The sequence below is a fragment of the Saccharothrix carnea genome, assembly GCF_003014735.1.
Classification (GTDB): Bacteria; Actinomycetota; Actinomycetes; order Mycobacteriales; family Pseudonocardiaceae; genus Actinosynnema; species Actinosynnema carneum.
On sequence record NZ_PYAX01000006.1, the window covers coordinates 367,249 to 391,215 of the forward strand.

At 70.7% G+C, this 23,967-nt stretch carries 28 protein-coding genes and 4 tRNA genes; 13 read left to right on the top strand and 19 right to left on the bottom strand.

The features are described from left to right. Positions 1 to 3 precede the first annotated feature (3 nt). From nusG to B0I31_RS19855, 3 genes are all read right to left on the bottom strand, one after another. The gene (nusG, locus tag B0I31_RS19845; RefSeq protein ID WP_106616851.1) at positions 4 to 909 is read right to left on the bottom strand and encodes a transcription termination/antitermination protein NusG; all 906 of its coding nucleotides are present in this window, start codon (positions 907 to 909) and stop codon (positions 4 to 6) included. Positions 910 to 973: 64 nt separating this feature from the next. Then, positions 974 to 1,378, bottom strand: a complete 405-nt coding sequence (gene secE, locus B0I31_RS19850; protein WP_106616852.1) for a preprotein translocase subunit SecE — start codon at positions 1,376 to 1,378, stop codon at positions 974 to 976. Between the two features lie 31 nt (positions 1,379 to 1,409). Beyond that, positions 1,410 to 1,482: transfer RNA gene (locus B0I31_RS19855), tRNA-Trp, on the bottom strand. Positions 1,483 to 1,670: 188 nt separating this feature from the next. Between B0I31_RS19855 and B0I31_RS19860 the strand changes: the two genes are divergently transcribed. The 3 genes from B0I31_RS19860 (at position 1,671) to B0I31_RS19870 (ending at position 3,983) form a co-directional block, all read left to right on the top strand. Further along, positions 1,671 to 2,912: a pyridoxal phosphate-dependent aminotransferase gene (locus B0I31_RS19860; protein WP_106616853.1), complete on the top strand. Its 1,242-nt coding sequence runs from the start codon at positions 1,671 to 1,673 to the stop codon at positions 2,910 to 2,912. Positions 2,913 to 3,048: 136 nt separating this feature from the next. Then, positions 3,049 to 3,483: an MmpS family transport accessory protein gene (locus B0I31_RS19865; RefSeq protein WP_106616854.1), complete on the top strand. Its 435-nt coding sequence runs from the start codon at positions 3,049 to 3,051 to the stop codon at positions 3,481 to 3,483. A gap of 110 nt (positions 3,484 to 3,593) precedes the next feature. Continuing rightward, complete coding sequence (locus tag B0I31_RS19870; RefSeq protein ID WP_106616855.1) at positions 3,594 to 3,983, top strand: hypothetical protein; 390 nt, start codon at positions 3,594 to 3,596, stop codon at positions 3,981 to 3,983. On the opposite strand, the gene B0I31_RS19875 is transcribed toward B0I31_RS19870, so the two are convergent. From B0I31_RS19875 to B0I31_RS19905, 7 genes are all read right to left on the bottom strand, one after another. Then, positions 3,980 to 4,402, bottom strand: a complete 423-nt coding sequence (locus tag B0I31_RS19875) for a MaoC family dehydratase (RefSeq protein ID WP_106616856.1) — start codon at positions 4,400 to 4,402, stop codon at positions 3,980 to 3,982. The two genes, B0I31_RS19870 and B0I31_RS19875, sit on opposite strands and share 4 nt — an antisense overlap. Further along, the gene (locus B0I31_RS19880; protein ID WP_106616857.1) at positions 4,399 to 4,848 is read right to left on the bottom strand and encodes a MaoC family dehydratase N-terminal domain-containing protein; all 450 of its coding nucleotides are present in this window, start codon (positions 4,846 to 4,848) and stop codon (positions 4,399 to 4,401) included. The genes B0I31_RS19875 and B0I31_RS19880 overlap by 4 nt, the downstream gene beginning before the upstream one ends. Positions 4,849 to 4,936: 88 nt before the next feature. Continuing rightward, the gene (gene rpmG, locus B0I31_RS19885; RefSeq protein WP_015105301.1) at positions 4,937 to 5,101 is read right to left on the bottom strand and encodes a 50S ribosomal protein L33; all 165 of its coding nucleotides are present in this window, start codon (positions 5,099 to 5,101) and stop codon (positions 4,937 to 4,939) included. A 218-nt stretch (positions 5,102 to 5,319) separates the two neighbouring features. Continuing rightward, positions 5,320 to 5,392, bottom strand: a tRNA-Met gene (locus B0I31_RS19890). Between the two features lie 44 nt (positions 5,393 to 5,436). Beyond that, a tRNA-Thr gene (locus B0I31_RS19895) sits at positions 5,437 to 5,509 on the bottom strand. Between the two features lie 69 nt (positions 5,510 to 5,578). Next, the gene (locus tag B0I31_RS19900; RefSeq protein ID WP_106616858.1) at positions 5,579 to 8,182 is read right to left on the bottom strand and encodes a putative bifunctional diguanylate cyclase/phosphodiesterase; all 2,604 of its coding nucleotides are present in this window, start codon (positions 8,180 to 8,182) and stop codon (positions 5,579 to 5,581) included. 175 nt (positions 8,183 to 8,357) lie between these two features. Next, complete coding sequence (locus B0I31_RS19905) at positions 8,358 to 9,125, bottom strand: PhzF family phenazine biosynthesis protein (RefSeq protein WP_106616859.1); 768 nt, start codon at positions 9,123 to 9,125, stop codon at positions 8,358 to 8,360. 39 nt (positions 9,126 to 9,164) lie between these two features. On the opposite strand from B0I31_RS19905, the gene B0I31_RS19910 reads away from it, so the two are divergent. Further along, entirely contained in the window at positions 9,165 to 9,956 is a 792-nt protein-coding gene (locus B0I31_RS19910; RefSeq protein ID WP_106616860.1) for a GNAT family N-acetyltransferase, read from the top strand. A 58-nt stretch (positions 9,957 to 10,014) separates the two neighbouring features. Here the strand turns inward: B0I31_RS19910 and B0I31_RS19915 are convergent, their stop codons facing one another. Continuing rightward, positions 10,015 to 10,500: a hypothetical protein gene (locus B0I31_RS19915; protein ID WP_106616861.1), complete on the bottom strand. Its 486-nt coding sequence runs from the start codon at positions 10,498 to 10,500 to the stop codon at positions 10,015 to 10,017. A gap of 271 nt (positions 10,501 to 10,771) precedes the next feature. On the opposite strand from B0I31_RS19915, the gene B0I31_RS19920 reads away from it, so the two are divergent. Next, positions 10,772 to 11,014, top strand: coding sequence for a hypothetical protein (locus B0I31_RS19920; RefSeq protein WP_106616862.1), 243 nt, complete (start codon positions 10,772 to 10,774; stop codon positions 11,012 to 11,014). A gap of 329 nt (positions 11,015 to 11,343) precedes the next feature. Here B0I31_RS19920 and B0I31_RS19925 read toward each other — a convergent pair. Then, positions 11,344 to 11,424: transfer RNA gene (locus B0I31_RS19925), tRNA-Tyr, on the bottom strand. A gap of 122 nt (positions 11,425 to 11,546) precedes the next feature. On the opposite strand from B0I31_RS19925, the gene B0I31_RS19930 reads away from it, so the two are divergent. Together B0I31_RS19930 and rfbA are read left to right on the top strand one after the other, a co-directional pair. Further along, on the top strand, positions 11,547 to 12,038 hold the full coding sequence (locus B0I31_RS19930) for a YajQ family cyclic di-GMP-binding protein (protein ID WP_106616863.1): 492 nt from the start codon (positions 11,547 to 11,549) through the stop codon (positions 12,036 to 12,038). Continuing rightward, the gene (rfbA, locus tag B0I31_RS19935) at positions 12,035 to 12,907 is read left to right on the top strand and encodes a glucose-1-phosphate thymidylyltransferase RfbA (protein WP_106616864.1); all 873 of its coding nucleotides are present in this window, start codon (positions 12,035 to 12,037) and stop codon (positions 12,905 to 12,907) included. The genes B0I31_RS19930 and rfbA overlap by 4 nt, the downstream gene beginning before the upstream one ends. On the opposite strand, the gene htpX is transcribed toward rfbA, so the two are convergent. Genes htpX through B0I31_RS19955 form a run of 4 tightly spaced genes read right to left on the bottom strand, consistent with a single transcriptional unit; the run spans position 12,904 to position 15,265 of the window. Beyond that, the gene (gene htpX, locus B0I31_RS19940; protein ID WP_106616865.1) at positions 12,904 to 13,767 is read right to left on the bottom strand and encodes a zinc metalloprotease HtpX; all 864 of its coding nucleotides are present in this window, start codon (positions 13,765 to 13,767) and stop codon (positions 12,904 to 12,906) included. The two genes, rfbA and htpX, sit on opposite strands and share 4 nt — an antisense overlap. A gap of 19 nt (positions 13,768 to 13,786) precedes the next feature. Continuing rightward, on the bottom strand, positions 13,787 to 14,263 hold the full coding sequence (locus B0I31_RS19945) for a 4Fe-4S binding protein (RefSeq protein ID WP_106616866.1): 477 nt from the start codon (positions 14,261 to 14,263) through the stop codon (positions 13,787 to 13,789). Further along, positions 14,256 to 14,849 carry an NADH-quinone oxidoreductase subunit C gene (locus tag B0I31_RS19950; RefSeq protein WP_106616867.1) on the bottom strand — a complete coding sequence of 198 codons (594 nt, stop codon included), beginning with the start codon at positions 14,847 to 14,849 and terminating at the stop codon, positions 14,256 to 14,258. The genes B0I31_RS19945 and B0I31_RS19950 overlap by 8 nt, the downstream gene beginning before the upstream one ends. Then, positions 14,846 to 15,265, bottom strand: coding sequence for an NADH-quinone oxidoreductase subunit B (locus tag B0I31_RS19955; protein WP_106616868.1), 420 nt, complete (start codon positions 15,263 to 15,265; stop codon positions 14,846 to 14,848). The genes B0I31_RS19950 and B0I31_RS19955 overlap by 4 nt, the downstream gene beginning before the upstream one ends. Positions 15,266 to 15,507: 242 nt before the next feature. Here B0I31_RS19955 and B0I31_RS19960 point away from each other — a divergent pair, with 242 nt between their 5' ends. After that, on the top strand, positions 15,508 to 16,545 hold the full coding sequence (locus B0I31_RS19960; RefSeq protein WP_106616869.1) for a LysR family transcriptional regulator: 1,038 nt from the start codon (positions 15,508 to 15,510) through the stop codon (positions 16,543 to 16,545). Between the two features lie 18 nt (positions 16,546 to 16,563). Here B0I31_RS19960 and B0I31_RS40695 read toward each other — a convergent pair whose 3' ends face one another. Continuing rightward, a complete protein-coding gene (locus B0I31_RS40695) occupies positions 16,564 to 16,731 on the bottom strand; it encodes a hypothetical protein (protein WP_181320250.1) in 168 nt (55 codons plus the stop codon). A 96-nt stretch (positions 16,732 to 16,827) separates the two neighbouring features. Beyond that, positions 16,828 to 17,592, bottom strand: a complete 765-nt coding sequence (locus B0I31_RS19965) for a helix-turn-helix domain-containing protein (RefSeq protein WP_106616870.1) — start codon at positions 17,590 to 17,592, stop codon at positions 16,828 to 16,830. Between the two features lie 62 nt (positions 17,593 to 17,654). Here B0I31_RS19965 and B0I31_RS19970 point away from each other — a divergent pair, with 62 nt between their 5' ends. Then, positions 17,655 to 18,227 carry a TIGR03086 family metal-binding protein gene (locus B0I31_RS19970; protein WP_106616871.1) on the top strand — a complete coding sequence of 191 codons (573 nt, stop codon included), beginning with the start codon at positions 17,655 to 17,657 and terminating at the stop codon, positions 18,225 to 18,227. A 118-nt stretch (positions 18,228 to 18,345) separates the two neighbouring features. Here B0I31_RS19970 and ddaH read toward each other — a convergent pair whose 3' ends face one another. Continuing rightward, positions 18,346 to 19,224 (bottom strand): dimethylargininase, encoded by an 879-nt coding sequence (gene ddaH, locus B0I31_RS19975; RefSeq protein WP_106616872.1) that lies wholly within the window; start codon positions 19,222 to 19,224, stop codon positions 18,346 to 18,348. A gap of 75 nt (positions 19,225 to 19,299) precedes the next feature. On the opposite strand from ddaH, the gene B0I31_RS19980 reads away from it, so the two are divergent. The 4 genes from B0I31_RS19980 to B0I31_RS19995 all read left to right on the top strand — a co-directional run bounded on the left by B0I31_RS19980 (position 19,300) and on the right by B0I31_RS19995 (position 23,718). Next, positions 19,300 to 19,740, top strand: a complete 441-nt coding sequence (locus B0I31_RS19980; protein WP_181320251.1) for an Lrp/AsnC family transcriptional regulator — start codon at positions 19,300 to 19,302, stop codon at positions 19,738 to 19,740. A 10-nt stretch (positions 19,741 to 19,750) separates the two neighbouring features. Then, a complete protein-coding gene (locus tag B0I31_RS19985) occupies positions 19,751 to 20,512 on the top strand; it encodes an enoyl-CoA hydratase (RefSeq protein ID WP_106616874.1) in 762 nt (253 codons plus the stop codon). A 219-nt stretch (positions 20,513 to 20,731) separates the two neighbouring features. Then, complete coding sequence (locus B0I31_RS19990; protein WP_106616875.1) at positions 20,732 to 22,666, top strand: 2-oxoacid:acceptor oxidoreductase subunit alpha; 1,935 nt, start codon at positions 20,732 to 20,734, stop codon at positions 22,664 to 22,666. Further along, a complete protein-coding gene (locus B0I31_RS19995; protein ID WP_106616876.1) occupies positions 22,663 to 23,718 on the top strand; it encodes a 2-oxoacid:ferredoxin oxidoreductase subunit beta in 1,056 nt (351 codons plus the stop codon). The genes B0I31_RS19990 and B0I31_RS19995 overlap by 4 nt, the downstream gene beginning before the upstream one ends. The last annotated feature ends 249 nt before the right edge of the window (positions 23,719 to 23,967 follow it).

Genomic DNA, 23,967 nt, shown 5'->3' on the forward strand with positions numbered 1-23,967 from the left:
TGGCTAGATCTTCGAGACCTGGCTGAACGACAGCTCGACCGGGGTCTCGCGACCGAAGATCGACACCAGGACCTTCAGCTTCTGGCCGTCCGCGTTGACCTCGCTGATCGTCGCGGGCAGCGTGGCGAACGGGCCGTCCATGACGGTGACCGACTCGCCGACCTCGAAGTCCACCTCGACGGTCGACTTCGCGGGCGTCGCGGCGCTCTTCTTGCCGGCGGCGGGCTTCTGCTCGACCTGGGGCAGCAGGAACTTCAGCACCTCGTCGATGGTCAGCGGCGACGGCTTCGACGTCGCGCCGACGAAACCCGTCACGCCCGGCGTGTTGCGCACCGCGCTCCACGACGCGTCGTTGAGCTCCATCCGGACCAGGATGTAGCCGGGCAGCACCTTGCGCTGCACCTGCTTGCGCTGGCCGTTCTTGATCTCGGTGACTTCCTCGGTCGGCACCTCGACCTGGAAGATGTAGTCCTCCATGTCGAGCGTCTGGATGCGCGTCTCGAGGTTGGTCTTGACCTTGTTCTCGTAGCCGGCGTATGAGTGCACGACGTACCAGTCGCCGGGCGCGCGCCGCAGTGCGTCGCGCATCTCCTCGGCGGGGTCCGCGGGCTCGGCGTCGATGTCCACGACGGCGGCGACAGCCTCGACGTCACCGCCCGACTCGACGTCACCACCGGATTCGACGTCACCACCGGACTCGACGTCACCACCGGATTCGACGTCGCCACCGGACTCGACGTCACCGCCGGATTCGACATCGCCGCCGGACTCGGCCTCGACGGGGGCGGACTCCTCGGTGTCCTCCGACGCCTCCGCCTGCTCGACGTCCTCGACGCCACCGTCGAAGTCCTGCTCGTCGGTCAGGTCGTTCAGCTCCTGGGCGTCAACGCCGCCGTTCTCGGAGGTCACTGTGGGTCTCGCTTCCTCTCATGCATCACATGTCCGCCGCCACCCGGGGCGGCAGGTGATCGGCTCAGCCGAACACCCTGAACATGCCCCAGGCGAAGGCCGTATCCAGGCCGAACACCAACGCCACCATGAAGGCCACGAAGACCAACACGACTCCGGTGTAGGTGATCATCTGCTTGCGGGTCGGCCAGATGACCTTCCGCAGCTCGCTGACCACCTCGCGGATGTACCGGACGATGCGGGCGAAGAAACCGACCCGCTTCTCCGAGTCCGCCCGCGAGCGCGTGGGACGGCCCTTCTTGGTCTCCTCGGCGTCGGAGTCGGCCGCGGCCGCCTTCTTCGCCTCCGCGGAGTCCTTGCGACCCGCCGGACGCGCGGAACCACGGCGCTCGCGCCGCGCTGCGGCGGTAACCGGCCGGGACGCGCCCTCGCGCTCTTCCGGCTGGTCCTGCTCGCGGCCCTCGCTCATGCCGTCCTCCGCTCACCATCGCGCTTCGACGCAGGGGCGACAGGACTTGAACCTGCAACCTGCGGTTTTGGAGACCGCTGCTCTGCCAGTTGAGCTACACCCCTTTGGGAAACCGTGAACCGGAATCCCCTGGCCGGAGACGCCCCTGACCCTCCTCACGTGGCCCGTGAGGCAGCGACTGGACGTTCCAAGACCGGAAGCATACGGCACCAGGTACCCCTCCTTCCAACTGGCCCGGTCAGAGGGGGTGCCGGCCGCCGAGTCGGTTGTGCGATCTGCCACGATTGGCGGCATGGGCACGCCTGAGACGACCACCGGGACCAGTACCTCCGAGCACCCGCGGATCTCCCAGCGGATCGGCGGCATCGCCGAGTCCGCCACCCTCGCGGTCGACGCGAAGGCGAAGGCGCTCAAGGCCGCGGGTCGACCGGTGATCGGCTTCGGTGCGGGCGAGCCGGACTTCCCGACCCCCGAGGCCATCGTCGCCGCAGCTCAGGCGGCTTGCGCGGACCCCAAGAACCACCGCTACACGCCCGCCGCGGGACTGCCCGAACTGCGGGAAGCCGTAGCCGCGAAGACCAAGCGCGACTCGGGCTACGAGGTCACCGCCGCGCAGGTGCTGATCACCAACGGCGGCAAGCAGGCCGTCTACCAGGCGTTCGCCACGGTCGTGGACCCGGGCGACGAGGTGCTGCTCCCGGCGCCGTACTGGACCACCTACCCCGAGGCGATCACGCTGGCGGGCGGCGTCCCGGTGCAGGTCACGGCCGACGAGTCGACCGATTACCTGGTGACGGTGGAGCAGCTGGAGGCGGCGCGCACCCCGAAGACCAAGGTGCTGCTGCTGTGCTCGCCGTCCAACCCGACCGGCTCGGTCTACTCGCGTGAGCAGATCACCGCGATCGGCGAGTGGGCGCTGGAGCACGGCCTCTGGGTGATCACCGACGAGATCTACGAGCACCTGGTGTACGACGGCGCCGAGTCGGTGTCGCTGCCGGTGGCCGTGCCCGCGATGGCGGACCGCACGATCGTGCTCAACGGCGTGGCCAAGACCTACGCGATGACCGGCTGGCGGGTCGGCTGGCTGATCGGACCCACCGACGTGGTGAAGGCCGCCGCGAACCTGCAGTCGCACCTGACCTCGAACGTGGCCAACGTGTCGCAGCGGGCCGCGCTGGAGGCCGTGTCCGGGCCGCTGGACGCGGCGCACGAGATGCGCGAGGCGTTCGACCGCCGCCGGCGCACCATCGTCGACCTGCTGTCCGCGATCCCCGGCGTGGAGTGCCCGACCCCGAAGGGCGCGTTCTACGTGTACCCCTCGGTCAAGGCGTTGATCGGCAAGGAGCTGCGCGGCACGACGATCACCGACACGGTGCAGCTCGCGGCGCTGATCCTGGAGCACGCCGAGGTGGCCGTGGTGCCCGGAGAGGCGTTCGGCACGCCCGGCTACCTGCGGCTCTCGTACGCGTTGGGCGACGACGACCTGAAGACCGGCGTCACCCGGATGGCCGAGCTGCTGGCCGAGGTGAAGTAGCACTCGGAGTAGCACACAGTTTCGACGCTCCGTCACGAAAGGCACCTCCGATGGGGGTGCCTTTCGTCGTCTTGCGACTCAGGCGCCTCACCGCGGGTAGCTGTGATGTGTACCACCCTGACGGAGTGGAGGAGCCATGCCGGACCCGAAGCGGGACGCCCGGGGCACCGCCCGTGTCGTGCTCGGGCTCTTGGTCGCGGCGGTCATGTGCGTCGCGTTCGTCGGCTTCCTCGCGTGGTGGCTGCTCTTCGACCGCACCGCCTCCGAGGTCGAGAACGCGCTCGACGACCTCCAGGCCGACCAGGGCGTGGTGCTGGTCTACGAGGCGACCGGTGACGTGGCCGCGGCGACCGTCCGCTACTCCACGACCGCCGACGTCGAGGAGGAGGTGGCCGCGCTGCCGTGGACCAAGGAGTTCACCGTGATGGGCGCGTTCCGCGGCGGGACGCTCGACGTCACCACCGGCCCGGACGGCGGCACGGTCACCTGCCGGGTCACCGTGGACGGGGTGGAGAAGCGGACCGCGACCGCGTCCGGGCCCGACGCGGTCGCCGAGTGCTCGGACTTCTGACGCCGAGACCTCACCCTAGGTAACTCGTTCGGGTGATAACTGTAACCGTCGGTAGAACGAGACCGATGGTCCGTTCAGACCAGTCGATCTTCACCCGAGGAGCGCAGCGCATGACGCAGCCCGACCCACCCGAGCGGCCGGCCCGCAAGTGGCTCGTGATCGGGGCTTCGGCGGCGCTCGTGGTGGGCGCGCTCGCGCTCGTGCTGTGGACCACGGCGCCGGAGCCGCCGGTCCGGGTCGTCTACGAGGTCACCGGCACCGCGCCGCGGGCCACCGTCACGTACTCGACCTTCCAGGGCGGCGAGACGCGCCGGGAGGAGCTGACGGACCTGCCCTGGCGGCTGGAGCTGCTGGCCACCGGCGAGCCCGAGCACGGCGTGCTGACCGTGACGATCGGGCCCGGCGGCGGCGCGGTGGCGTGCGAGGTGCGGGTGGCCGACGTGGAGCGGCGTTCGGCCACCGCCAAGGGCCCGGGCACCAGCGCGCTGTGCGGCTTCTAGGGACGCGGGCGGACCAGGGCCGACGCGCCGCCCAGCACGGACTTGCCCTCGAACGACGCCGTCACGTTGACCTTGACCGTCCCGTCGTCCAGGAGCTTGGTCACCTTCGCGGTGACCTCGATCACCGCGCCCTTGTCGTCGTCGGGCACCGGCACGGGCCTGCCGAACCGCACGCCGTACTGGACCACGGCGCCGGGATCGCCCGCCCACTCGGTGACGATCCGGGCGGCCAGGCCCATGGTGAGCATCCCGTGCGCGATCACGCCGGGCAGGCCGACCTCGCGGGCGAACCGCTCGTTCCAGTGGATCGGGTTGAAGTCGCCGGACGCGCCCGCGTACCGGACCAGGTCGGCGCGGGTGATGCGGACCGACAGCGGCGGCAGCTCGTCGCCGACCGAGACCTCCGAAGCGCGGATCACGCGTCCTCCCCGCGCACCACGAGCGTGCAGCGGCCGGTCGTGACCGGTTCGCCGTCCTCGGTGCTCAACTCGGCCCTGATCGACAGCATGTCGTTGCCCATCCGCGAGGTGATGCTGTCGACGTGCAGCACGGCGGTGAGCCGGTCGCCCGCGACGATCGGGCGGTGGTGGACGAACGACTGGTCGCCGTGCACCACGCGGCTGTAGTCCAGGCCCAGCTCGGGGTCTTCGACCAGCACGTCGTTCGCCTTCAGCGACACGATGATCGCGAAGGTGGGCGGCGCGATGACATCGCGGTACCCGGCCGCGCGGGCGGCTTCGGGGTCGCGGTGCAGCGGGCTCGTCTCGCCGACCGCTTCGGCGAACTCGCGGATCTTCTCGCGGCCGACCTCGTAGGGCGGCGACGGCGGGTAGGAACGTCCGACGAACGACTGGTCGAGAGGCACCCGAGGAGGTTATACGGGGGCGCGTGACACGCGACGAGGCCCGCCCCGGATCCCGGGACGGGCCTCGTCGTGAGTTCTGGCTACCGGCTCAGCGGGTTTCCTTGTGAGCGCGGTGCGTCTTGCAGTTCGGGCAGAACTTCTTGATCTCCAGGCGGTCCGGGTCGTTGCGCCGGTTCTTCCTGGTGATGTAGTTCCGGTGCTTGCACTCCTCGCACGCGAGGGTGATCTTCGGGCGTACGTCGGTTGCAGCCACGGTCCTTGCCTTTCTAGAGCTCGTGTGCCCCGGCCCGACCGGGCGACCAGTGCGGGCTTACCGCCTGGCGGGGATCGTGCACCCCACCCCCGCCAACAGCACCGCGGGATGGGGGTCCAGGGGGCTTGCCCCCTGGGCGGGGTTCGGGGGCCGCGCCCCCGATGTGACGCGGAGCGAGCCGGTCTGCGCTTTCCGCAGACACAGCCCACCCACTCGCGTAGCGGTGGCCGGACTTGAACCGGCGACACAGCGATTATGAGCCGCTTGCTCTACCAACTGAGCTACACCGCTTAGACAACGCAGCCGCGATGCATGAGCACCGCGGCCAGTTGTTGAGCCCCTTTACGGAATCGAACCGTAGACCTTCTCCTTACCATGGAGACGCTCTGCCGACTGAGCTAAAGGGGCTTGCTGTTGCTCTTGCAGCGAGGAGAACTCTACAACAGCCGTGCCGCAGAACGGAAATCGGGGTGCCCCTCAGTGGACCAAGGTGAGCACCGTCTCATCCCGGGCGCCCCTCACCTGCACGGTCCGCGCCCGCAGCCACGCCTCGAAGCGGTCCTCGGACAGCGGCCGGGAGATCAGGTAGCCCTGCGCCACGTCGCAGCCCATGCCGACGAGCTGGTCGCGCGCGGCGTCGTCCTCGACGCCCTCGGCGACCACCGTGAGGCCCAGGGAGTGGCCCAGTTCCACGATCGAGCGGACCACCGCCATGTCGCCGAGGTCGGTGCCCATGCCGAGCACGAAGCTCTTGTCGATCTTCACCTCGTCCACCGGCAGCTGCCGCAGGTACGCCAGCGACGAGTAGCCGGTGCCGAAGTCGTCCACGGCCAGCACGACGCCCATCTGGTGCAGCCGCCGCAGCACGGGCAGCGCCCGCTCGGGGTCGGCCATCACGCCGGACTCGGTCAGCTCGAACGTCAGCAGCTCCGGCGGCACGTCGTGGCGCTTCAACGCCGCCGCCACGCGGTCGGGGAACTCCTCGTCGGCCAACGTCCGCACGGACAGGTTCACCGCGATGGACATCCGCAGCCCGCGGTCGATCCAGAGCCGCACCCTGGCCAGCGCGGTGTCCATGACGAAGTCCGTGAGCACGTCCACCAGCCCGGTGGCCTCGACGGCGGGCACGAACTCGTCCGGGTCGACGCGCCCGAACTCGGGGTGCTTCCAGCGCACCAGCGCCTCCGCGCCGACCACCTGGCGGCTCGGCAGCGCGACCTTCGGCTGGTAGTGCACGGAGATCTGGCCGTTCTCCAGCGCCGACCGGAACTGGGTCACCAGCTGGAAGCGGCGCAGGAAGATCTGGCCCATGCTCGGCGCGTACTGGCGCAGCGGCTCGTTGTCGCTGGTCGCCCGGACCGCCACGTCGGCGCGTTGCAGCAGCGCGTCCGGGTCCGGCTCCTCGACCTCGCAGTCCGTCGTGGTCGCCCAGCCGACGACCGCGCCCGCCTCGACGGTGAGCCGGTCGACCGGGTAGGGCACCGACAGCGCGGCGCGCAGCCGTTCGGCGATCTCCTGGATCTGCTCGGCCTGCCGGTCCAGCAGCAGCGCGGCGAACGCGCCGCCCTCCAGCCTGGCCAGCGGCACCTCGGGCCCCAGCTCGTCGCGCAACCGGCGACCGGCGGCGACCACCATCCGGTTGCCCCACGCCTGACCGAGCGCGTCGGACACGGTGGACAGCACGGTGAGGTCGACGCGGACCACCACCGACGTGTTCGCCTCGCGCATCGGCTCGGTCGCGGCCTCGCGGAAGCCGGGCCGGTTGAGCAGGCCGGTCAACGGGTCGTGGTAGGCGTCGTGGCGCAGCCGGGCGAGCAACCGCCGGTTGTCCACCGCGGTGGACAGGTGGCTGGCCAGCGTGCGCAGGAGCTGGATGTCGGCCTTGCCGAAACCGCGCCACCGGCTGAGCCGGTCGTGCACCTCGACCGCGCCGAGCAGCTGGGTCGCCCCGCGCAGCGGCACGACCAGCGCTTCCTGCGCGTCCCGGCGGACCAGGGCCTCGGAGACCTCCTCGCCCGCGTCCACGATGCGGAAGTACCGCACCTGGGCGCCGGGCAGCTGAAGCATGGCGTCCTCGCGCAGCACGCGCGGGTCGTCGCGGCGCATGCCCGGCGGCAGCGGCTCGCCCGCGACGAGCGTGCGCATCGGCGCCTGGGGGTCGGTGCGCAGCCGCAGCACGACCCGGTTGGCGTTGAGCTGCTCGCGGATGCGTTCGGCGATGAGCTGCCAGTCGTCGTCCTCGCCGCAGCCGTCGTCCTCTTCCGGCGTGGCGCCGCGCGGTCCGGTGACGTGGCGGCCCGAGCGGGCCACCCGCAGCGAGACCTCGCTGAGCGCCTCCAGGTCGCGCTGCTCGCGCAGCAGGCCCGAGTAGGCCAGGTAGATCGCGGTGATGCCGAGGAAGACCAGGCCGATCAGCAGGCCGCCCCACGGCGCCTTGTCGGCGATCTCGTAGCCGGCCAGGCCGGCGGAGGTGTTCAGCAGGGCCACCACGAGCGTCTGCAGCACCAGGCGCAGGCTCGGCGCGACCCGCATGCCCTTGCCCATGATCCGCAACGCGGTCAGGCCGAGCACGCTGGCCAGCAGCGGCACCGCGATCGTGCCGACGAACGCGCCCGCCCAGAACGGGCCCTGCGCGCCGAGGAACCGCTTGACCAGCTCGGCGACCGCGAAGGCCACCGAGATCTCCATGAACATCAGGCCCGCGTTGTAGACGGCGCGGTCGAGCACGCGGCGGCCGAGGAGCGTGCCGACGCCCGCGACGACGTGCGCGGCCAGCACGATCTCGAACGGCGCGACCAGCAGGCCGAGCACGAGCGGGATCTCGGTGAACGAGATGGTCCAGGCCACCCCGCTGCGCACGTCGACGTTGATGGCCAACTGCTCGGCGAGCAGGAACCCGATCACCAGCAGCGGGCCGGTCCACCACAGCTTCGCGTCCGGTTCGGTGTCGGGCAGCCAGCGGCCCACGAGGAACGCGGACAGCGCGCCCGCGAAGAGGAGCAGGGCCGCGAACACGCTGAACGCGCGGTTCGTGGACCGGGTCGGCGCGCTGGGCGCCGTGGCCGACACGTGGTCGGACATCCAGCCTCCTCGTCGGCCATCGTCGCGGTCGGCCGGGTCGCGGCCTACGTGCTCCGGGCGTGACTGAGGGGTCCCGAACACCGACCAGGACCCCTCCAAGGCTGCCAATGTACCCCGGTCGGGGGACGAAATGGCAGGTCGTGTAGCGGAATGCCACGAGAAGTGACGGAGCAGATCACACGATCAGTCGGCCCCGGATCACCGTCACGGCCTGTCCGGCGAGCCTTACGCGATCTTGCTCCAGAGTGGTCCGGACCAGCCCACCGCGGGCCGACGCCTGCTCGGCCAGCAGGTTCGCCCGACCCAGCCGAGGCGACCACCAGGACGCCAGCGTGCAGTGCGCGGAACCGGTTACGGGATCCTCCGGAACTCCGTAGGAGGGGTAGAAGCACCGGCTCACGATGTCGCGGTCCGGTCGGTCGTCGAGCGCGGTGACGATCACGCCCCGACCGGGGACCTCGGCGAGCGCGGCGAAGTCCGGGCGCAGGCCGCGGACCTCGTCGGCGGAGGCGGCTTCCACCAGGACGTCGGACACGGCCTGGGCGACGGCCCGCACCGTCACGCCCGGCAGGCCGGCGCGCAGCGGCGTGGTCATCTCGATCGGCTCCGCCGGGTCGGCCGGGAAGTCCATCTCCACCCAGCCGTTGTCGGCGGTGCAGGTGAGCACGCCGCTGCGGGTGTCGAAGCTGCGACTGCCACCCAGCACGTGCGCGGTGGCCAGGGTGGCGTGGCCGCACAGGTCGACCTCGGCGACCGGCGTGAACCAGCGCAGCGGCAGCGGGCCGTCCTGGTCGACCCGCACGAACGCCGTCTCGGCGTGCTTCATCTCGGCGGCGACCGCCTGCATCCACCGCTCGTCCACCGGGCCGTCCAGCAGCACCACGCCCGCCGGGTTGCCCGCGAACGCCCGGTCGGTGAACGCGTCGACCACGTACAGCTCCACGGCGGGCAATCTACGTCCCGAACGGGTTAGCTGGCAGGCGTGGACCCGCTGCTGCCCGCGATGGCGCCCGTTGACGATCCCTACTCGTTCTCCGAACTGCCCGAGGACGCCCTGAACGCCACCTGGGGCGCGCTGCGCACGCACTCGCTGCACTGGCACCCCGGCGCGGACCTGGACGACCTGCTGCGCCGGTGGCCGTTGAGCGGTGGGGGCGACCACGACACGGCCGCGCTGGTGACCGTGCCCAGTCGTGCCGTCGAGGCCGCGGACGTGCTGGCGCGGCACGGTTTCGCGCCGCTGCTGGTGACCGCCGCCCGGCTGCCCGGCCGCGGGTACGACGGCCGTTCGACGGTGAAGATCCGGCCGTTGACGCCGGAGCACCTCGACGTCGCCGTGGAGCTGAACCTGGACACGGCGCGGTTCGACAGCCGGTTCGGCATGGTCACCGCCCGGCCGTCCAGCGCCGTGCGGCTGCGCGAGCTGATCACGTCGCTGCTGGAGCGGCCGGAGCCGTGCGGGTGGTTGGCGGAGCGCGACGGCGAGGTCGTCGGCTTCCTGTACTACGACCTGCCGGGGCACTCGGACTGGATCGCCACGCGGACGTCCGTGCGGCCGGTGGCCTATCTCGGGCTGCTCGGCGTGCGGGAGGACGCGCGTGGCGGCGGGATCGGCGCGGCGCTGACCGACCACGCGCACGAACGGCTGGACGACGCGGGCGTCGGCGTGACGCTGCTGCACCACGCCCTGCCCAACCCGCTGTCCACGCCGTTCTGGTACTCCCACGGCTACCGGCCGCTGTGGACGACCTGGCAGCGCCGTCCCGCCCGCTAGTGCCGCGACCGGCAACCTTCACCGCGTCCTCCGGCGCTCGGCAGGGCGCCTCGCGGCACTAGACCCTCGCCAGCTCCTTGCGCTCGTACCGGAGGCCCGCGCGGATCTCGTCCAGCACGAGGCGGGCCTGCGTCGCGGCGACGTGCTGCGCCGCACCGCTGCCGATCGCGTCGCGCAGCGCCAGCCAGACCGCGGCCTCGTCCTCCCGGACCGCGGTGAGCAGGTCGCGGTGCTCGGGGTAGGGGTGCAGGGCGATCTTGTCCGTGTACGCCCTCAGCGCGGCCAGGGTCGACCGCGACAGCTCACCGGTCGAGGCGACCCGGTCCAGCTTCGCGGGCAGGTCCACCGAGGCCAGCTCGGACAGCGACAGCGGGCCGAAGTCGAGCACCGTGTTCAGGCCGTACTCCAGGTCGTCGGCGGCGTGGAGCAGCTCGCGCGCGTCGTCGAGCGGCGGCACGTCGTCACGCCGCACCGAGGACCGGACGACCAGCCCGAGGGCGACACCGGTCGCGAGGGCCGCGAGGGCGATGAGGATTTCGCTCATGTGTTCCAGTCTCGACGCCCCACCGGTCCCGCTCGGACGAGCGGGCGACAACGGGTCGATCGGAGCGCCGACCGGTCACGGGTAGTTCGGCTGGGCTGAACGGGGCAACCGCCCGGCGTGGCGCCGTCGTCCGGACGGCGCAAGGGGGCACAGTGGCAGGTGCCTCGTCCACCCGAGTGAACTTGTCCGGCCGGGGTACTCGGAGTACAGGTCCAGACCTCCTACGAGGTGAGGGAAGCAGGTTCGGGAAGGACGGGGCGAGGGGGTCGCCATGAGCGTCGCGAGGGAGTTGTCCGGGCGGGCGAAAGCCATGCTCCGCGCCGTTGCCGCTGGTCGGGCTCAGCTGACGGGGGGACGCGAGCCCGATCTGTACGTGGACGGGTTGCCGTGCTGCGACCAGATGGTCACGCACGACCTGGTGCACGCGGGGCTGCTGCGGGCGCGGCGGGCGGTGGGCTTGGAGGAGCGCTCGGACGCGGAGCTGACGGAAGCGGGACGCGCCGCCATCGCTTAACCCTCGAACAGGCGTTCGATATGGGTTATGCTGCACACGAGGCCGGCACGCAAGCGAGAGGAAGCGCTTGCGCGCCGGCCTCACCTCCGTCAACCGCCATCGAACAGCCACGACCCCTCGCCGCCACCAGTCACCGAGCGACCACGCCGACCACCGCAGACGAGACGTCAGCGGCCACGTGCGAATGGGACATCACCACGCAACCCGACCACCTGTGAACGGGGGTCCGGGGGCAGCGCCCGCCGGGCGGGGTCTGGGGTCGCACCCCCAGGGGACACAACGCGAAACCCCTGCTCGCGCTTTCTGCGAGCAGGGGTTTCCGTTTCGGGTGGCGGGTAGAGGATTCGAACCTCTGTAGCTTTCGCGACGGATTTACAGTCCGCTCCCATTGGCCGCTCGGGCAACCCGCCCCGCGCCCGGTGGTGCCGGGTGCGGTGGAGACAATACATAAGCCCGTGGGGGGATGCGCAACCGGGTTCCCCGGTAGGCTTCCGGACGGTTCCAGATCCACCTACGCGGAGGTACCGAGCACGTGGCAGACCCGTCGTTCGACGTGGTGAGCAAGGTCGACCGCCAGGAGGTCGACAACGCGCTCAACCAGGCCGCCAAGGAGCTGAGCACCCGGTTCGACTTCCGCGGCACCGGTACTCAGGTGTCCTGGGCGGGCGAGGAGGCGATCACCTTCCAGTCCGAGACCGAGGAGCGCTGCAACGCCGCGATCGAGGTCTTCCGGGAGAAGTTGATCAAGCGGGGCATCTCGATGAAGGCCTTCGAGATCGGTGAGCCCGCCCTGTCGGGCAAGGTGTTCAAGGTGACCGGCAACGTGGTCCAGGGCATCTCGAGCGAGAAGGCCAAGGAGATCGCGAAGAAGGTCCGCGACGAGGCCCCCAAGGGCGTGCAGGCGCAGATCCAGGGCGACCAGCTGCGCATCTCGGGCAAGAAGAAGGACCACCTGCAGGACGTCATCGCCCTGCTGAAGAACTCCGACTTCGGCATCGCCCTCCAGTTCACCAACTACCGATGAAGGGCATCGTCCTCGCGGGTGGCAGCGGCACGCGCCTGCACCCCATCACGCAGGCGGTGTCGAAGCAGTTGCTGCCCGTGTACGACAAGCCGATGGTGTACTACCCGCTGTCGGTGCTGATGCTGGCGGGCGTGCGCGAGATCCTGCTCATCTCGACGCCGGTGGACCTGCCGCTGTTCCGCCGCCTGCTCGGTGACGGCTCGCAGTTCGGCCTGACCATCGAGTACGCCGAGCAGGCTCACCCGAACGGGTTGGCCGAGGCGTTCATCATCGGCGCGGACTTCATCGGTGACGACGACGTGTCGCTGGTCCTGGGCGACAACATCTTCTACGGCCACGGCTTCTCCAAGGTCCTGCAGCACAACGCCACCTCGCTGGACGGCTGCGTGCTGTTCGGCTACCCGGTGAAGGACCCGGAGCGGTACGGCGTCGGCGAGGTCGACGCGGACGGCAGGCTGATCTCCATCGAGGAGAAGCCCGCGCAGCCGAAGTCGAACAAGGCCATCACCGGCCTGTACTTCTACGACAACGAGGTCGTGTCGATCTCCAAGGCGCTCAAGCCGTCACCGCGCGGCGAGCTGGAGATCACCGACGTCAACCTGGCCTACCTGCGCGAAGGCCGGGCGCAGCTGGTCGACCTCGGCCGCGGTTTCGCGTGGCTGGACACCGGCACGCACGACTCGATGCTGGAGGCGGGCCAGTTCGTGCAGGTGCTGGAGCACCGGCAGGGCGTGCGCATCGCGTGCCTGGAGGAGATCGCGCTCCGGATGGGCTTCATCACCGCCGAGCAGTGCTACGCGCTGGGCGAGAAGCTGGCGAAGTCCGGCTACGGCCAGTACGTGATGAACGTCGCACTGGAAGCCCGCTAGGACCGGCGGGCCAGCTCCTCCAGCCGGCGCACGCGGTCCGCGATCGGCGGGTGGGTGGAGAACAGCCTGGCCAGGTTCTCCCCCGCCCGGAACGGGCTCGCGATCAGCAGGTGCGACTGCGCGACCACGGCCGGTTCGGGTGCCAGGGGCGCCGCCCGCGTGCCGATGTCGATCTTGCGCAGCGCCGAGGCCAGCGCCAGCGGGTCGCCGGTCAGCTCGGCGCCCGACTCGTCGGCCTGGTACTCCCGGGACCGGCTCACGGCCAGCCGCACGATGACCGCCGCGACCGGGGCGAGCACGGCGATGAGCAGGATCGCGAACGGGTTGGGCCGGTCCTCGTCGCCGTCGCCGCCGAAGACGCCCGCGAAGATCGCCAGGTTCGCCAGCATGCTGACCACGCCCGCCAGCGCACCCGCGACGCACGAGATGAGGATGTCGCGGTTGTAGACGTGCGACAGCTCGTGCCCGAGCACGGCGCGCAGCTCGCGCTCGTCGAGCAGCTCCAGGATGCCGGTCGTGCAGCACACGGCGGCGTTGCGCGGGTTGCGGCCGGTGGCGAAGGCGTTCGGCGCGACCGTGGGGCTGAGGTAGAGGCGGGGCATCGGCCGGCGCGCGGTCCTGGCCAGTTCGCGGACGATCCGGTACAGGGCGGGCTGCTCGACCTCGGACACCGGCCGGGCGCGCATGGCGCGCAGCGCGAGCTTGTCGGAGTTGAAGTACGCGTAGGCGTTCACGGCCAGCGCCAGCAGCAGGCCGACGACCAGGGCGGTGCGCCCGAACAACGAGCTGATCGCCACGATCAGCCCGCTCATGGCAGCGAGCAGCAACGCGGTCTTCAACGCGTTGAAGTGCTTGTGCACGCTTCGCCTCCGGGTGTTCCTACGTCCTCTCCCTCAACGCGCCCGGTCGGCGCGTGGTTCCGGTACCGGGGCGTGCCGGGCGTGTGGCGGTGGTCTCCGGTGCGGGTTCGGCGCCCGCGTCCAGCGGTGGCGGCGGTGGCACGTGCGTGACCCACGTGGCCAGCACGTCCCGTTCGTGGACGAGTTCGGCGACCGCGCCGTCACCGTCGAGGCCGCCCGTGCCGGGGTAGGAGAAGTCCGGTGCCCAGTGCAGGGCGTCGAACGGGCACGCCTCGACGCAGATGCCGCAGTACAGGCACTGCCCGTAGTCGATGGCGAACCGGTCGAGCACGTTGCGCGCACGGGGGCGGGCCGAGCCGGGCTGCTGCTCGACCTCGGTGTGCGAGTCGATGTGGATGCACCAGTCGGGGCACTCGCGAGCGCAGATCATGCACACCGTGCAGTTGGCCTCCAGCAGCGCGATGACGCCTCGGGTGCGCGGGGGCAGGTCAGCCACTGGTGTCCTCCTCGGAACGCTCGGAGCGCTCGTAGCGCGGTCCCCACGACGGGTCGGGTACGCCGGGTGGCGCGGCCCGCCTGCGGCTGGGTGCGGAGCTGCCGTCCTCGCCCGGTTCGAGCCGGCCCGGCCACGGGCGCACCACGCGGGAGGCCAGCACGAAGTCCTTGCGCAGCGGGTGGCCGGTGAAGCTGTCGGGGAGCAGCAGGTGGGCCGCGTCACCGTCGACGAGGGTGAGGCCGAACATCTCCACGGCTTCCCGCTCGTGCCACGCCGCGCCCGCCCACAGCCCGGCCACGCTCGGCAGCACGTCGTCCGGCCCGAGTTCGGTGCGCAGCAGCAGGCCGTCCTTGGTGCCCGGGTCGAGCACGTGCAGCAGCACGGCGTGCCGCTGACCGACCGCGCCGGGGCGTCCCGCGTCCTCGACGCCGAGCCAGTCGAACTGCGTGCAGCCCAGCTCGTCGCGGGCGTGGCGGGCCGCCTCGACCCACGCGGCCGGCGGCACGTGCGCGGTCGTCTGCCCGAACGCCGTCTTGACCTGGGCGTCCGGCACGCGGGAGGCCAGGTCCTGCGACGCGGCGCTCACGACACCATCCGGTGCAGCGCGGCGAGGCCGTCCAGCAGCGCCTCGGGACGTGGCGGGCAGCCCGGCACGGCGACGTGCACCGGCAGCGCCTGGTCGATGCCCTTGGTGACGCTGTAGGAGTCCCAGTACGGGCCGCCGGTGTTGCTGCACGCGCCCACGGAGATCACGTAACGCGGTTCCGGCATCTCCTGGTAGGTCGCGATCACCACGGGCAGCATGACGTCGGTGACCGTGCCGGAGACGACGAGCACGTGGGCCTCGCCCGCCGCGTGCACCGGGTCGACGCCCAGGGCGGCCAGCTGCTCCGGGCGGTGGCCTTCGAGCGCGGCCATGACCTCGACGCCGCAGCAGGCCAGGCCGAGGTCGAGCACGGTGACCCGGTACGTCGTGCCCCAGTCCAAGGTGGAAACCGTCACGCGGGTGAGGTTAATACGTGGGGGCCCGCCCGGCTGCGCGCCCGGCGGGCCCCCAACCCCCCAATACCCCCCTGTTTGCTCCCACGTGAACAAGCACCTGGTTGCGGCAGAAGTCTCTTACGGATCGCGTATACCTGTCCAGGGAAATCCATCAAGATCTTCGGATAATTTCAGCACGAACTGTGGTCAAGTTCAGTACAACTAATCGGTAGAACATCACGCACCGACCCGAGAGGCCCTGCATGTCGACCTCGGCCCAACTGCTCCTGCCCGCGGGCAACCAGCTCAGCAGGCTCCTGCACACCTCGCCGCTGCTGATGGACACCACGTTGGACCAGCTCAGAACCCTGATCGCGGTGTACGAGACGCGTTCGGCGCTGCGCGCGGCCCGGGTGCTCGGCCGGGAGCAGTCCAGCGTGCAGAAGCAGATCGACACGCTCAACCGCAACTTCAAGTCGTTGTGCGGCGAGCCGCTGGTCGTCAAGCAGGGCCGGGGAAAAGATGTGCTGATCACAGCGACCGGCGAGGCGTTGGTTGAATTGGCACGTACCACGTTGACCGAGTGGCTCGATTCGATTCACGAGTGCCGGCGCAAGCTCGGCACCACGGTCACCGTCGGCACGACGCGGTTCATGCTCGACTCGCTGGCCAAGGCGTGGCACCACGTGGCGGACGACTTCCGCAGGCGGGACGTGGAGCTGAAGGTCGTGCACATCCGCACCAAGGACATCTGGCAGAGCCTGGAGTCCAAGGAAGTCGACATCGTGTGCGGCAGCGTCGTCACGCACGCGGGCCGCAACAGCGGTGTCGAGGACTTCGACGTGATCGAGTGGCGGCGCGGCGGGTTGGCGCTGCTCACGAACCTGCCGGAGAGCAAGCTGGGGTCGAGCGTCGGCACCGGGGAGTTGCCGAAGCTGCCGCTGGTCGTGCCCGGCGAGGGGTTGATCGCGGAATTCCTGCGCGGCTGGTTCGGATCGGATTATCGGAACGAATTGGACATCGCGGCAGAAATCGACGAGATCCAGTACGGCATGTCGCTGCTGCGGTCCGGGCTGGTCGAGGGCTGCATGATCGTCACGTCCGGCCTGGGCGTGGTGGCCGCGAACAACGAGCTGCGCGAGGGGTCCGGCTTGCGGGTGGTCGAGCTGAAGAACGACCGGAAGCCGCAGCTGGAGCGGTTGGTCGGGGTCTTCGCCCGCAGGGAGGAGCGGGCGAAGTTCCCGGCCGACCACCCGTTGAACCTGCTGTGGGCGGCGTTCCAGCGCGAGGTGTCGGACTAGCGGCGGCTCGGCGCGGGCCTAGCGCGCCGGATCCGCCGGGCGTTCCCCGCGGCGCCGTTGGGCTTGGCGCACCAGCCACTCCAGTCCGGTCAGCGGCTTGGGGTCCTCAGGCTTCTGCCGTTCCACGGGCTCCTCCTGCTCCTGTTGCGGTTGGGGCGACGGACGCTGGGCGTCGAGGTCGTTCATGGCGCGCTCCCTACCTTGGTCGACAGCGAGTGCCGTCGATCGGAGCACCGACCGGGGTGGGTTCGCTAGCGCGATCAGCCCTATGGGTGACGACGATCAGCGCGGTCCGGTGGTGAGGGCGTCGCCGTAGCGCTCGGCGTACCGGGTGGGCGTCTCGCCGAACACGGCGGTGAAGTCGCGGACGAAGTGGGGTTGGTCGGCGTAGCCGAGGTCGGCCGCCGGCGCCGCCCAGTCGATCCGCCCGCCCGTCGCCATGCGCTCGGTCACCTCGTGCAGCCGGTAGCGGCGGATCACCCACTTCGGGCCGACGCCGACGTGCTCGGCGAACAGGCGCTGGAGCTGCCGGACGCTGCCGCCGACCTCGCGGGCCAGCACGTCGACCCTGGTCATCGAGGGGTCGCCGACGATCCGGTCGACGATGTCGGCCGCCTGCCGCGCCCTCGGGTCCGGTTCGGGCAGGTCGCGGCGGAGCGCGGCCTCCACGCCGGCGAGGTCGGCGTGGGCGGGCAGGTGGTCGAAGACCGTCGCGGCGGGGACCGAGCGGTCGGTGAGCGACTGGACCGGGGCGCCCAGGAAGGGCCGGAAGGCGCCGGGGCGGAAGGCGACGCCGAACACCCGGCCCGCGCCGTCGAGGTCCTTGAACACGTGCCCGCTCGACACGCCGCTCAGCACGGCGGCGCCGTCGTCGTGCAACGCCAGGTGGACGTTCGGGTAGGGCACGATCAGCTGCCGGTACGGCCGGTCGTAGTGCCACTCCACCACCCAGTACCGCGTCACGTACGGGGCGAGGTCGGGTGAGGGCCGGTGGAACTCGTGGCGCTGGTGGCGCCGCCACGCCGGCTCCCGGTCGTCCCTCGTCACGCCGGCGAGCGTATGTCGCCTTTGTTCAAGACACCCGCGGAAACCGTACCTAGGGTGGCCGCATGTCCCGTGAGCAATTGATCGACAAGGCCGTGGCGACCGCGTCGGAGGTCGTCGGGAACGTCAAGCCCGACCAGTTGGACGCGCCGACGCCGTGCGCGGAGTTCGACGTCCGCAGGCTGGTGAACCACCTGCTGTTCTGGGGCCCGTCGCTGAGCGCCGCCGGGCGCAAGCAGCCGGCACCGCCGCCGCCCGCCGCCGCGGAGGCCGACGTCGACCTGACCACCGGCGACTGGGCCGCCGACCTGCGGGCACTGCTGCGTGACCGTGCCGACGCGTGGGCCGAGCCGTCCGCCTGGGAGGGGACGACGACGCTGGGCAGCCCGCAGGAGCTGCCGGCCGCGATGATCGGCGCGATGGTGCTGGGCGAGACGGTCGTGCACACGTGGGACCTGGCCCAGGGCACCGGTCAGGTGGTGTCGTGGGACGCGGAGGTGCTGGAGTTCCTGCACGCCGACCTCCTGGAGACGGCGCCGATGGGCCGCGAGATGGGCCTCTACGGCCCCGAGGTCGAGGTGCCCGCCGACGCGCCCCTGATCGACCGGATCGTCGGCCTCACCGGTCGCCGGCCGTAACCCCCACCACTGCCGAGGCCCCGCCGAGTCGTTCACGACCCGGCGGGGCCTCGGCATTCGGCGATCATCCCGCCGTGCGGGACGTGCTCGACCTGGAGCGTCGCCGACCGGCGAGTGTTCAGTTCCGGAGTTCCATGGTGCAGCACTTCGGGCCGCCGCCGGACTTGCGCAGTTCCGAGATGTCCACGAAGACCGGGTCGAAGCCGCGGGCGGCCACCTGGTCGGCCAGGGCGGTGGCTTCCACCGGCAGGACCACGTGGCGGCCGTCTGAGACCGCGTTCAGGCCCAGGCAGGCGGCGTCCTCGGCGGTGGCGATGACGGCGTCGGGGAACAGGCGGCGCAGGACGCGTCGGCTGCCCGGCGAGAAGGCGTCCGGGTAGTAGGCGACCAGGTCGTCGGCCAGCACGAACAGGGCGACGTCCAGGTGGTAGTAGCGGGGGTCGGTCAGCTGCAGCGAGATCACCGGGACGCCGAGGACCTCCTGGGCCTCGGAGTGGGCCAGCGGGTCCGTGCGGAAGCCCGTGCCGGCCAGGAGGTACTTGCCGGTCCAGGTGAAGTCGCCCTCGGCCTCGTTCGTGCGCTCGGGCATGACGACGTCGCGGTAGCCGTTGGCCAGGAACCAGCGGCGGAAGTGGTCGGCCTCGGCGGCACGCTGGGGTGCGCGGAAGCGGGAGCCCAGGACCTGGCCCTCGATCACGGTGCCGGAGTTGGCCGAGAAGACCATGTCCGGCAGGCCCGGCTGGGGGTCGATGGTCTCGACCTCGTGCCCGAGGCGCTCGTAGGTCTCCTTCAGGGCCGTCCACTGCTCCATCGCCAGCGACGTGCTGATCGGCTGCGTGGGGTCCATCCACGGGTTGATCGCGTACTCCACGGTGAAGTACGCGGGCGGGCACATGAGGTACCGACGGGTGGTCGGCACGCGCACCTGCGTTGCGGGGGTGGCGACGTCGAGCACGATCGGCTCGTCACCGGGGCCCGCGAAGGAAACCGAGGTCATGGATCGAAATGTAGATTGCCCTCCGACCATCGAACAACGCCGCGATATTGCGTCTCCTAGGGCAGAATGTTGCGTGTGGACTCGATCGACCAGCGAATCATTTCGCGCCTGATGGCCAACGCCCGCTCCAGCTACGCCGACATCGGCAAGGAGGTCGGCCTGTCGGCGCCCGCGGTGAAGCGGCGGGTGGACAAGTTGCTGGACACGGGCGTGCTGCGCGGCTTCACGGCCGTGGTCGACCCCGAGCAGCTCGGCTGGGGCACGGAGGCGTTCGTGGAGGTGCACTGCCGCGGCAACGTGGCGCCGCACGACATCCAGCAGCGCCTGGAGTCGATGCCCGAGGTCAGGGCCGCCTACACGGTCTCCGGCGCGGCGGACGCGATCGTGCACCTGCGCGCGGCGAACATCCACCACCTGGAGACCGCGCTGGAACGGCTGCGCGCCGTCGAGATCATCGACCGGACCGTCTCGACTGTCGTGCTCTCCCGACTCTTGGACCGCCCGCCCGCGCCCTAGAGTCGCCCGCATGGCCGAAGTGCTCCTGCAACGTTCCGACCGCGTGGCGGTCATCACCGTGCACGACCCCGAACGCCGCAACGCGCTCACGCTGGACCTCTCCGACCAGCTCGTGGCCGCCGTGCGGACCTGCGAGGACGACGCGGACGTGCACGCCGTCGTGATCACGGGCGCGCCACCGGCGTTCTGCGCGGGCGCGGACCTCACCGCGCTCGGCGAAGCCCGGGAAGACGGCCTGCGGCGCATCTACGCCGGGTTCCTCGCGGTGGCCCGCTGCACGTTGCCGACGATCGCGGCGGTCGGTGGCGCGGCGGTCGGCGCGGGGCTGAACCTGGCGCTGGCCTGCGACGTGCGGCTGGTCAACGCGGACGCGACGTTCGACGCGCGGTTCCTCCAGCTGGGCATCCACCCCGGTGGCGGGATGACGTGGATGCTGCACCGGCTCGCCGGTCCCCAGACCGCGACCGCCATGACCCTGTTCGGTCAGGTTTTGGGCGCGGACGCGGCGGTATCCCACGGTCTGGCCTGGGCACGGGTCGACGGCGGGCACGACGAGCTGGTCGCCGCGGCGGTCGAGTTCGCGCGTCCCCCGGCCGAAGCCTCGCGCGCACTGGTCCGCACGATCAAGGCGTCCATGCGCACGACCGCCGCGCTGACCGACCACGCCCGGGCCGTGGACACCGAGCTGACGCCCCAGGTCGCCTCGATCGGGACACCGGAGTTCCAGGCCAGGCTGGCCGCGATGAAGGCCAGGATCAGCGGCCGGGAGTGACCTGGACAGACCGCGAGAGTACCTGTAACTTCAAGTAACAGTTACCAGCCAGTATTACTCGATTACTGCCCAGTTGGCGCCCTGCGCACCTGGTGGGACGAACCGTCCCGCAGAGTGGTACAGGGGAAACCGGCACTTCGTCGGGCACGACTACCCTCGCGGAGGGGCACGGGGGCATCAGCTCCCAGGCGGTTGTGAGGAAAGGGATCGGCGTAGGACATGACTACCGACGTTGGTAACGGCGCCGCGCCAGGTGGCTCGCCTGAGCAGACCGCACCCGGGGAGACCACGCCCGGCAGGAGCGGCACGGTCCGCAAGCTCGACCGCGTGGTGATCCGCTTCGCCGGCGACTCCGGCGACGGCATGCAGCTCACCGGCGACCGGTTCACCTCCGAGGCCGCCGCGTTCGGCAACGACCTCGCCACCCAGCCGAACTTCCCGGCCGAGATCCGGGCGCCCCAGGGCACGCTGCCCGGCGTCTCCAGCTTCCAGCTGCACTTCGCCGACTACGACATCCTCACCCCCGGCGACCGCCCCGACGTGCTGGTGGCGATGAACCCGGCCGCGCTCAAGGCGAACATCGACGACCTGCCCAAGGGCGGGATCCTCATCGTCAACACCGACGAGTTCACCAAGCGCAACCTGGTCAAGGTCGGCTACGCGGCCGACCCGCTGGAGGACAACTCCCTCACCGAGACCTACCAGGTGCACAAGGTCGCGATGGCCACGCTGACCATCGGCGCCCTGGAGAACACCGGCCTGGGCAAGAAGGACGCGGAACGGGCGAAGAACATGTTCGCCCTCGGCCTGCTGTCCTGGATGTACCACCGGCCGACCGAGGGCACCGAGCGGTTCCTGCGCGAGAAGTTCGCCAAGAAGCCCGACATCGCCGAGGCCAACGTGCTGGCGTTCCGGGCGGGCTGGAACTACGGCGAGACCACCGAGTCGTTCGCGGTCACCTACGAGGTCGCGCCCGCCAAGCTGAACCAGGGCACGTACCGCCAGATCACCGGCAACACCGCGCTCGCCTACGGCCTCATCGCCGCCGGTCAGCAGTCCGGGCTGCCCGTGGTGCTGGGCACGTACCCGATCACCCCGGCGTCGGACATCCTGCACGAGCTGTCCAAGCACAAGAACTTCGGCATCACCACGTTGCAGGCCGAGGACGAGATCGCGGGCATCGGCGCGGCGCTGGGTGCCTCCTACGGCGGCGCGCTCGGCGTGACGTCGACGTCCGGCCCCGGTGTGGCGCTGAAGTCCGAGACCATCGGCCTGGCCGTGATGACCGAGCTGCCGCTGATCGTCGTGGACGTGCAGCGCGGTGGCCCGTCCACCGGTCTGCCGACCAAGACCGAGCAGGCCGACCTGCTGCAGGCGATGTTCGGCCGCAACGGCGAGTCGCCGGTCGCGATCGTCGCGCCGCAGTCGCCCGCGGACTGCTTCGACGCCGCGCTGGAGGCCGCCCGCATCGCGCTGGCCTACCGCACGCCGGTGCTGCTGCTGTCCGATGGCGCGATCGCCAACGGCTCCGAGCCGTGGCTGATCCCCGAGGTGTCCGAGCTGCCCGACCTGGGCGTGGAGTTCGCCACCGAGCCGAACTCGCCGGACGGTGACGCGTTCTGGCCCTACCTGCGCGACCCGGAGACGCTGGCCCGGCCGTGGGCGGTGCCCGGCACGGCCGGTCTGCAGCACCGCATCGGCGGGCTGGAGAAGGCCGACGGCACCGGCAACATCTCCTACGACCCGGCCAACCACGACTACATGGTGCGGCTGCGGCAGCGCAAGATCGACGGCATCCGGGTGCCCGACGTCGAGGTCGACGACCCGTCCGGGCAGGCACGCGTGCTCGTCGTGGGCTGGGGCTCGTCCTACGGCCCGATCGGCGCGGCGGCGCGGCGGGTGCGCAAGCTGGGCATGCCGGTCGCGCACGCGCACCTGCGGCACCTCAACCCGTTCCCGAAGAACCTGGGCGAGGTGCTGGCGCGGTACGACAAGGTCGTGGTGCCCGAGATGAACCTCGGCCAGCTGGCGCTGCTGCTGCGCGCCAAGTACCTGGTCGACGCGATCAGCTACACGAAGGTGCAGGGCCTGCCGTTCAAGGCCGAAGAGCTTCAGGACGTGCTCGCCGACGTGATCAAGGGAGTGTCCGAATGACGGCGACGGAACTGGGCCTGCCGACCATTGGGGGTCTGGTCGGCGTGCCCACGGCGGACGAGCCTCAGAAGGCCAAGGACTACAAGTCGGACCAGGAGGTCCGCTGGTGCCCCGGCTGCGGCGACTACGTGGTGCTCAACGCCGTGCAGTCGTTCCTGCCCACGCTGGGGCTCAAGCGCGAGAACATCGTGTTCGTGTCCGGGATCGGCTGCTCGTCGCGGTTCCCGTACTACATGAACACCTACGGCATGCACTCCATCCACGGGCGTGCGCCGGCCATCGCGACCGGCCTGGCCGTGGCCCGGCCGGACCTGTCGGTGTGGGTCGTCACCGGTGACGGCGACGCGCTGTCCATCGGCGGCAACCACCTGATCCACACGCTGCGTCGCAACGTGAACCTCAAGATCCTGCTGTTCAACAACCGGATCTACGGCCTGACCAAGGGCCAGTACTCGCCGACGTCCGAAGAGGGCAAGGTCACCAAGTCCACGCCGCTCGGCTCGCTGGACCACCCGTTCAACCCGGTGTCGCTGGCGCTGGGCGCGGAGGCCACCTTCGTCGGCCGCGCGGTCGACTCGGACCGGGCGGGGCTGACCGAGGTGCTGCGGCAGGCCGCCGAGCACCGCGGGTCGGCGCTGGTGGAGATCTACCAGAACTGCCCGATCTTCAACGACGGCGCGTTCGACGTGCTCAAGGACTCCGACGAGGCCGCCCGGCGGATCATCAACGTGGTCGACGGGCAGCCGATCACGTTCGGCAACGGCGAGTACTCGGTGGTGCGGGACGGCTTCGGCCTGGCCGTGGCCAAGTCGGCGGACGTCGCGCCGGAGGACGTCGTGGTGCACGACGCGTCGGACCTGAACCTGTCGTTCGCGCTGTCGCGGCTGTCGACGCAGGACCTGCAGCACACCGTCACCGGCGTGTTCCGCAACGTCGCGCGCACCACGTACGACGACGCGGCGCGGGCGCAGGTGGAGCAGGCCAAGGCCGCGAAGCCCGCGGACCTGCGCGCGCTGCTGCACGGCAAGGACACCTGGACCGTCACGGGCTGAGCCTCACCGCACGGGCGAGGGCCCCTGTTCCGCCTCCCGGAACAGGGGCCCTCTCTCATGCGGGCATCGCTTCGCAGGCTGCCCGGGCTCATGCCCCAACGAACGCCTCGCCGAAAGCCGAGACCGGTCCGGCCGAACACCTCGCCGGTGCTGGTGCTGGTGCTGGTGCTGGTGCTGGTGCGAACGCTTCGCAGGGGTCCTCGCCAGGGGGTCCCCTGCTTTCATTCTCCCAGAGGGGTACGACAATTC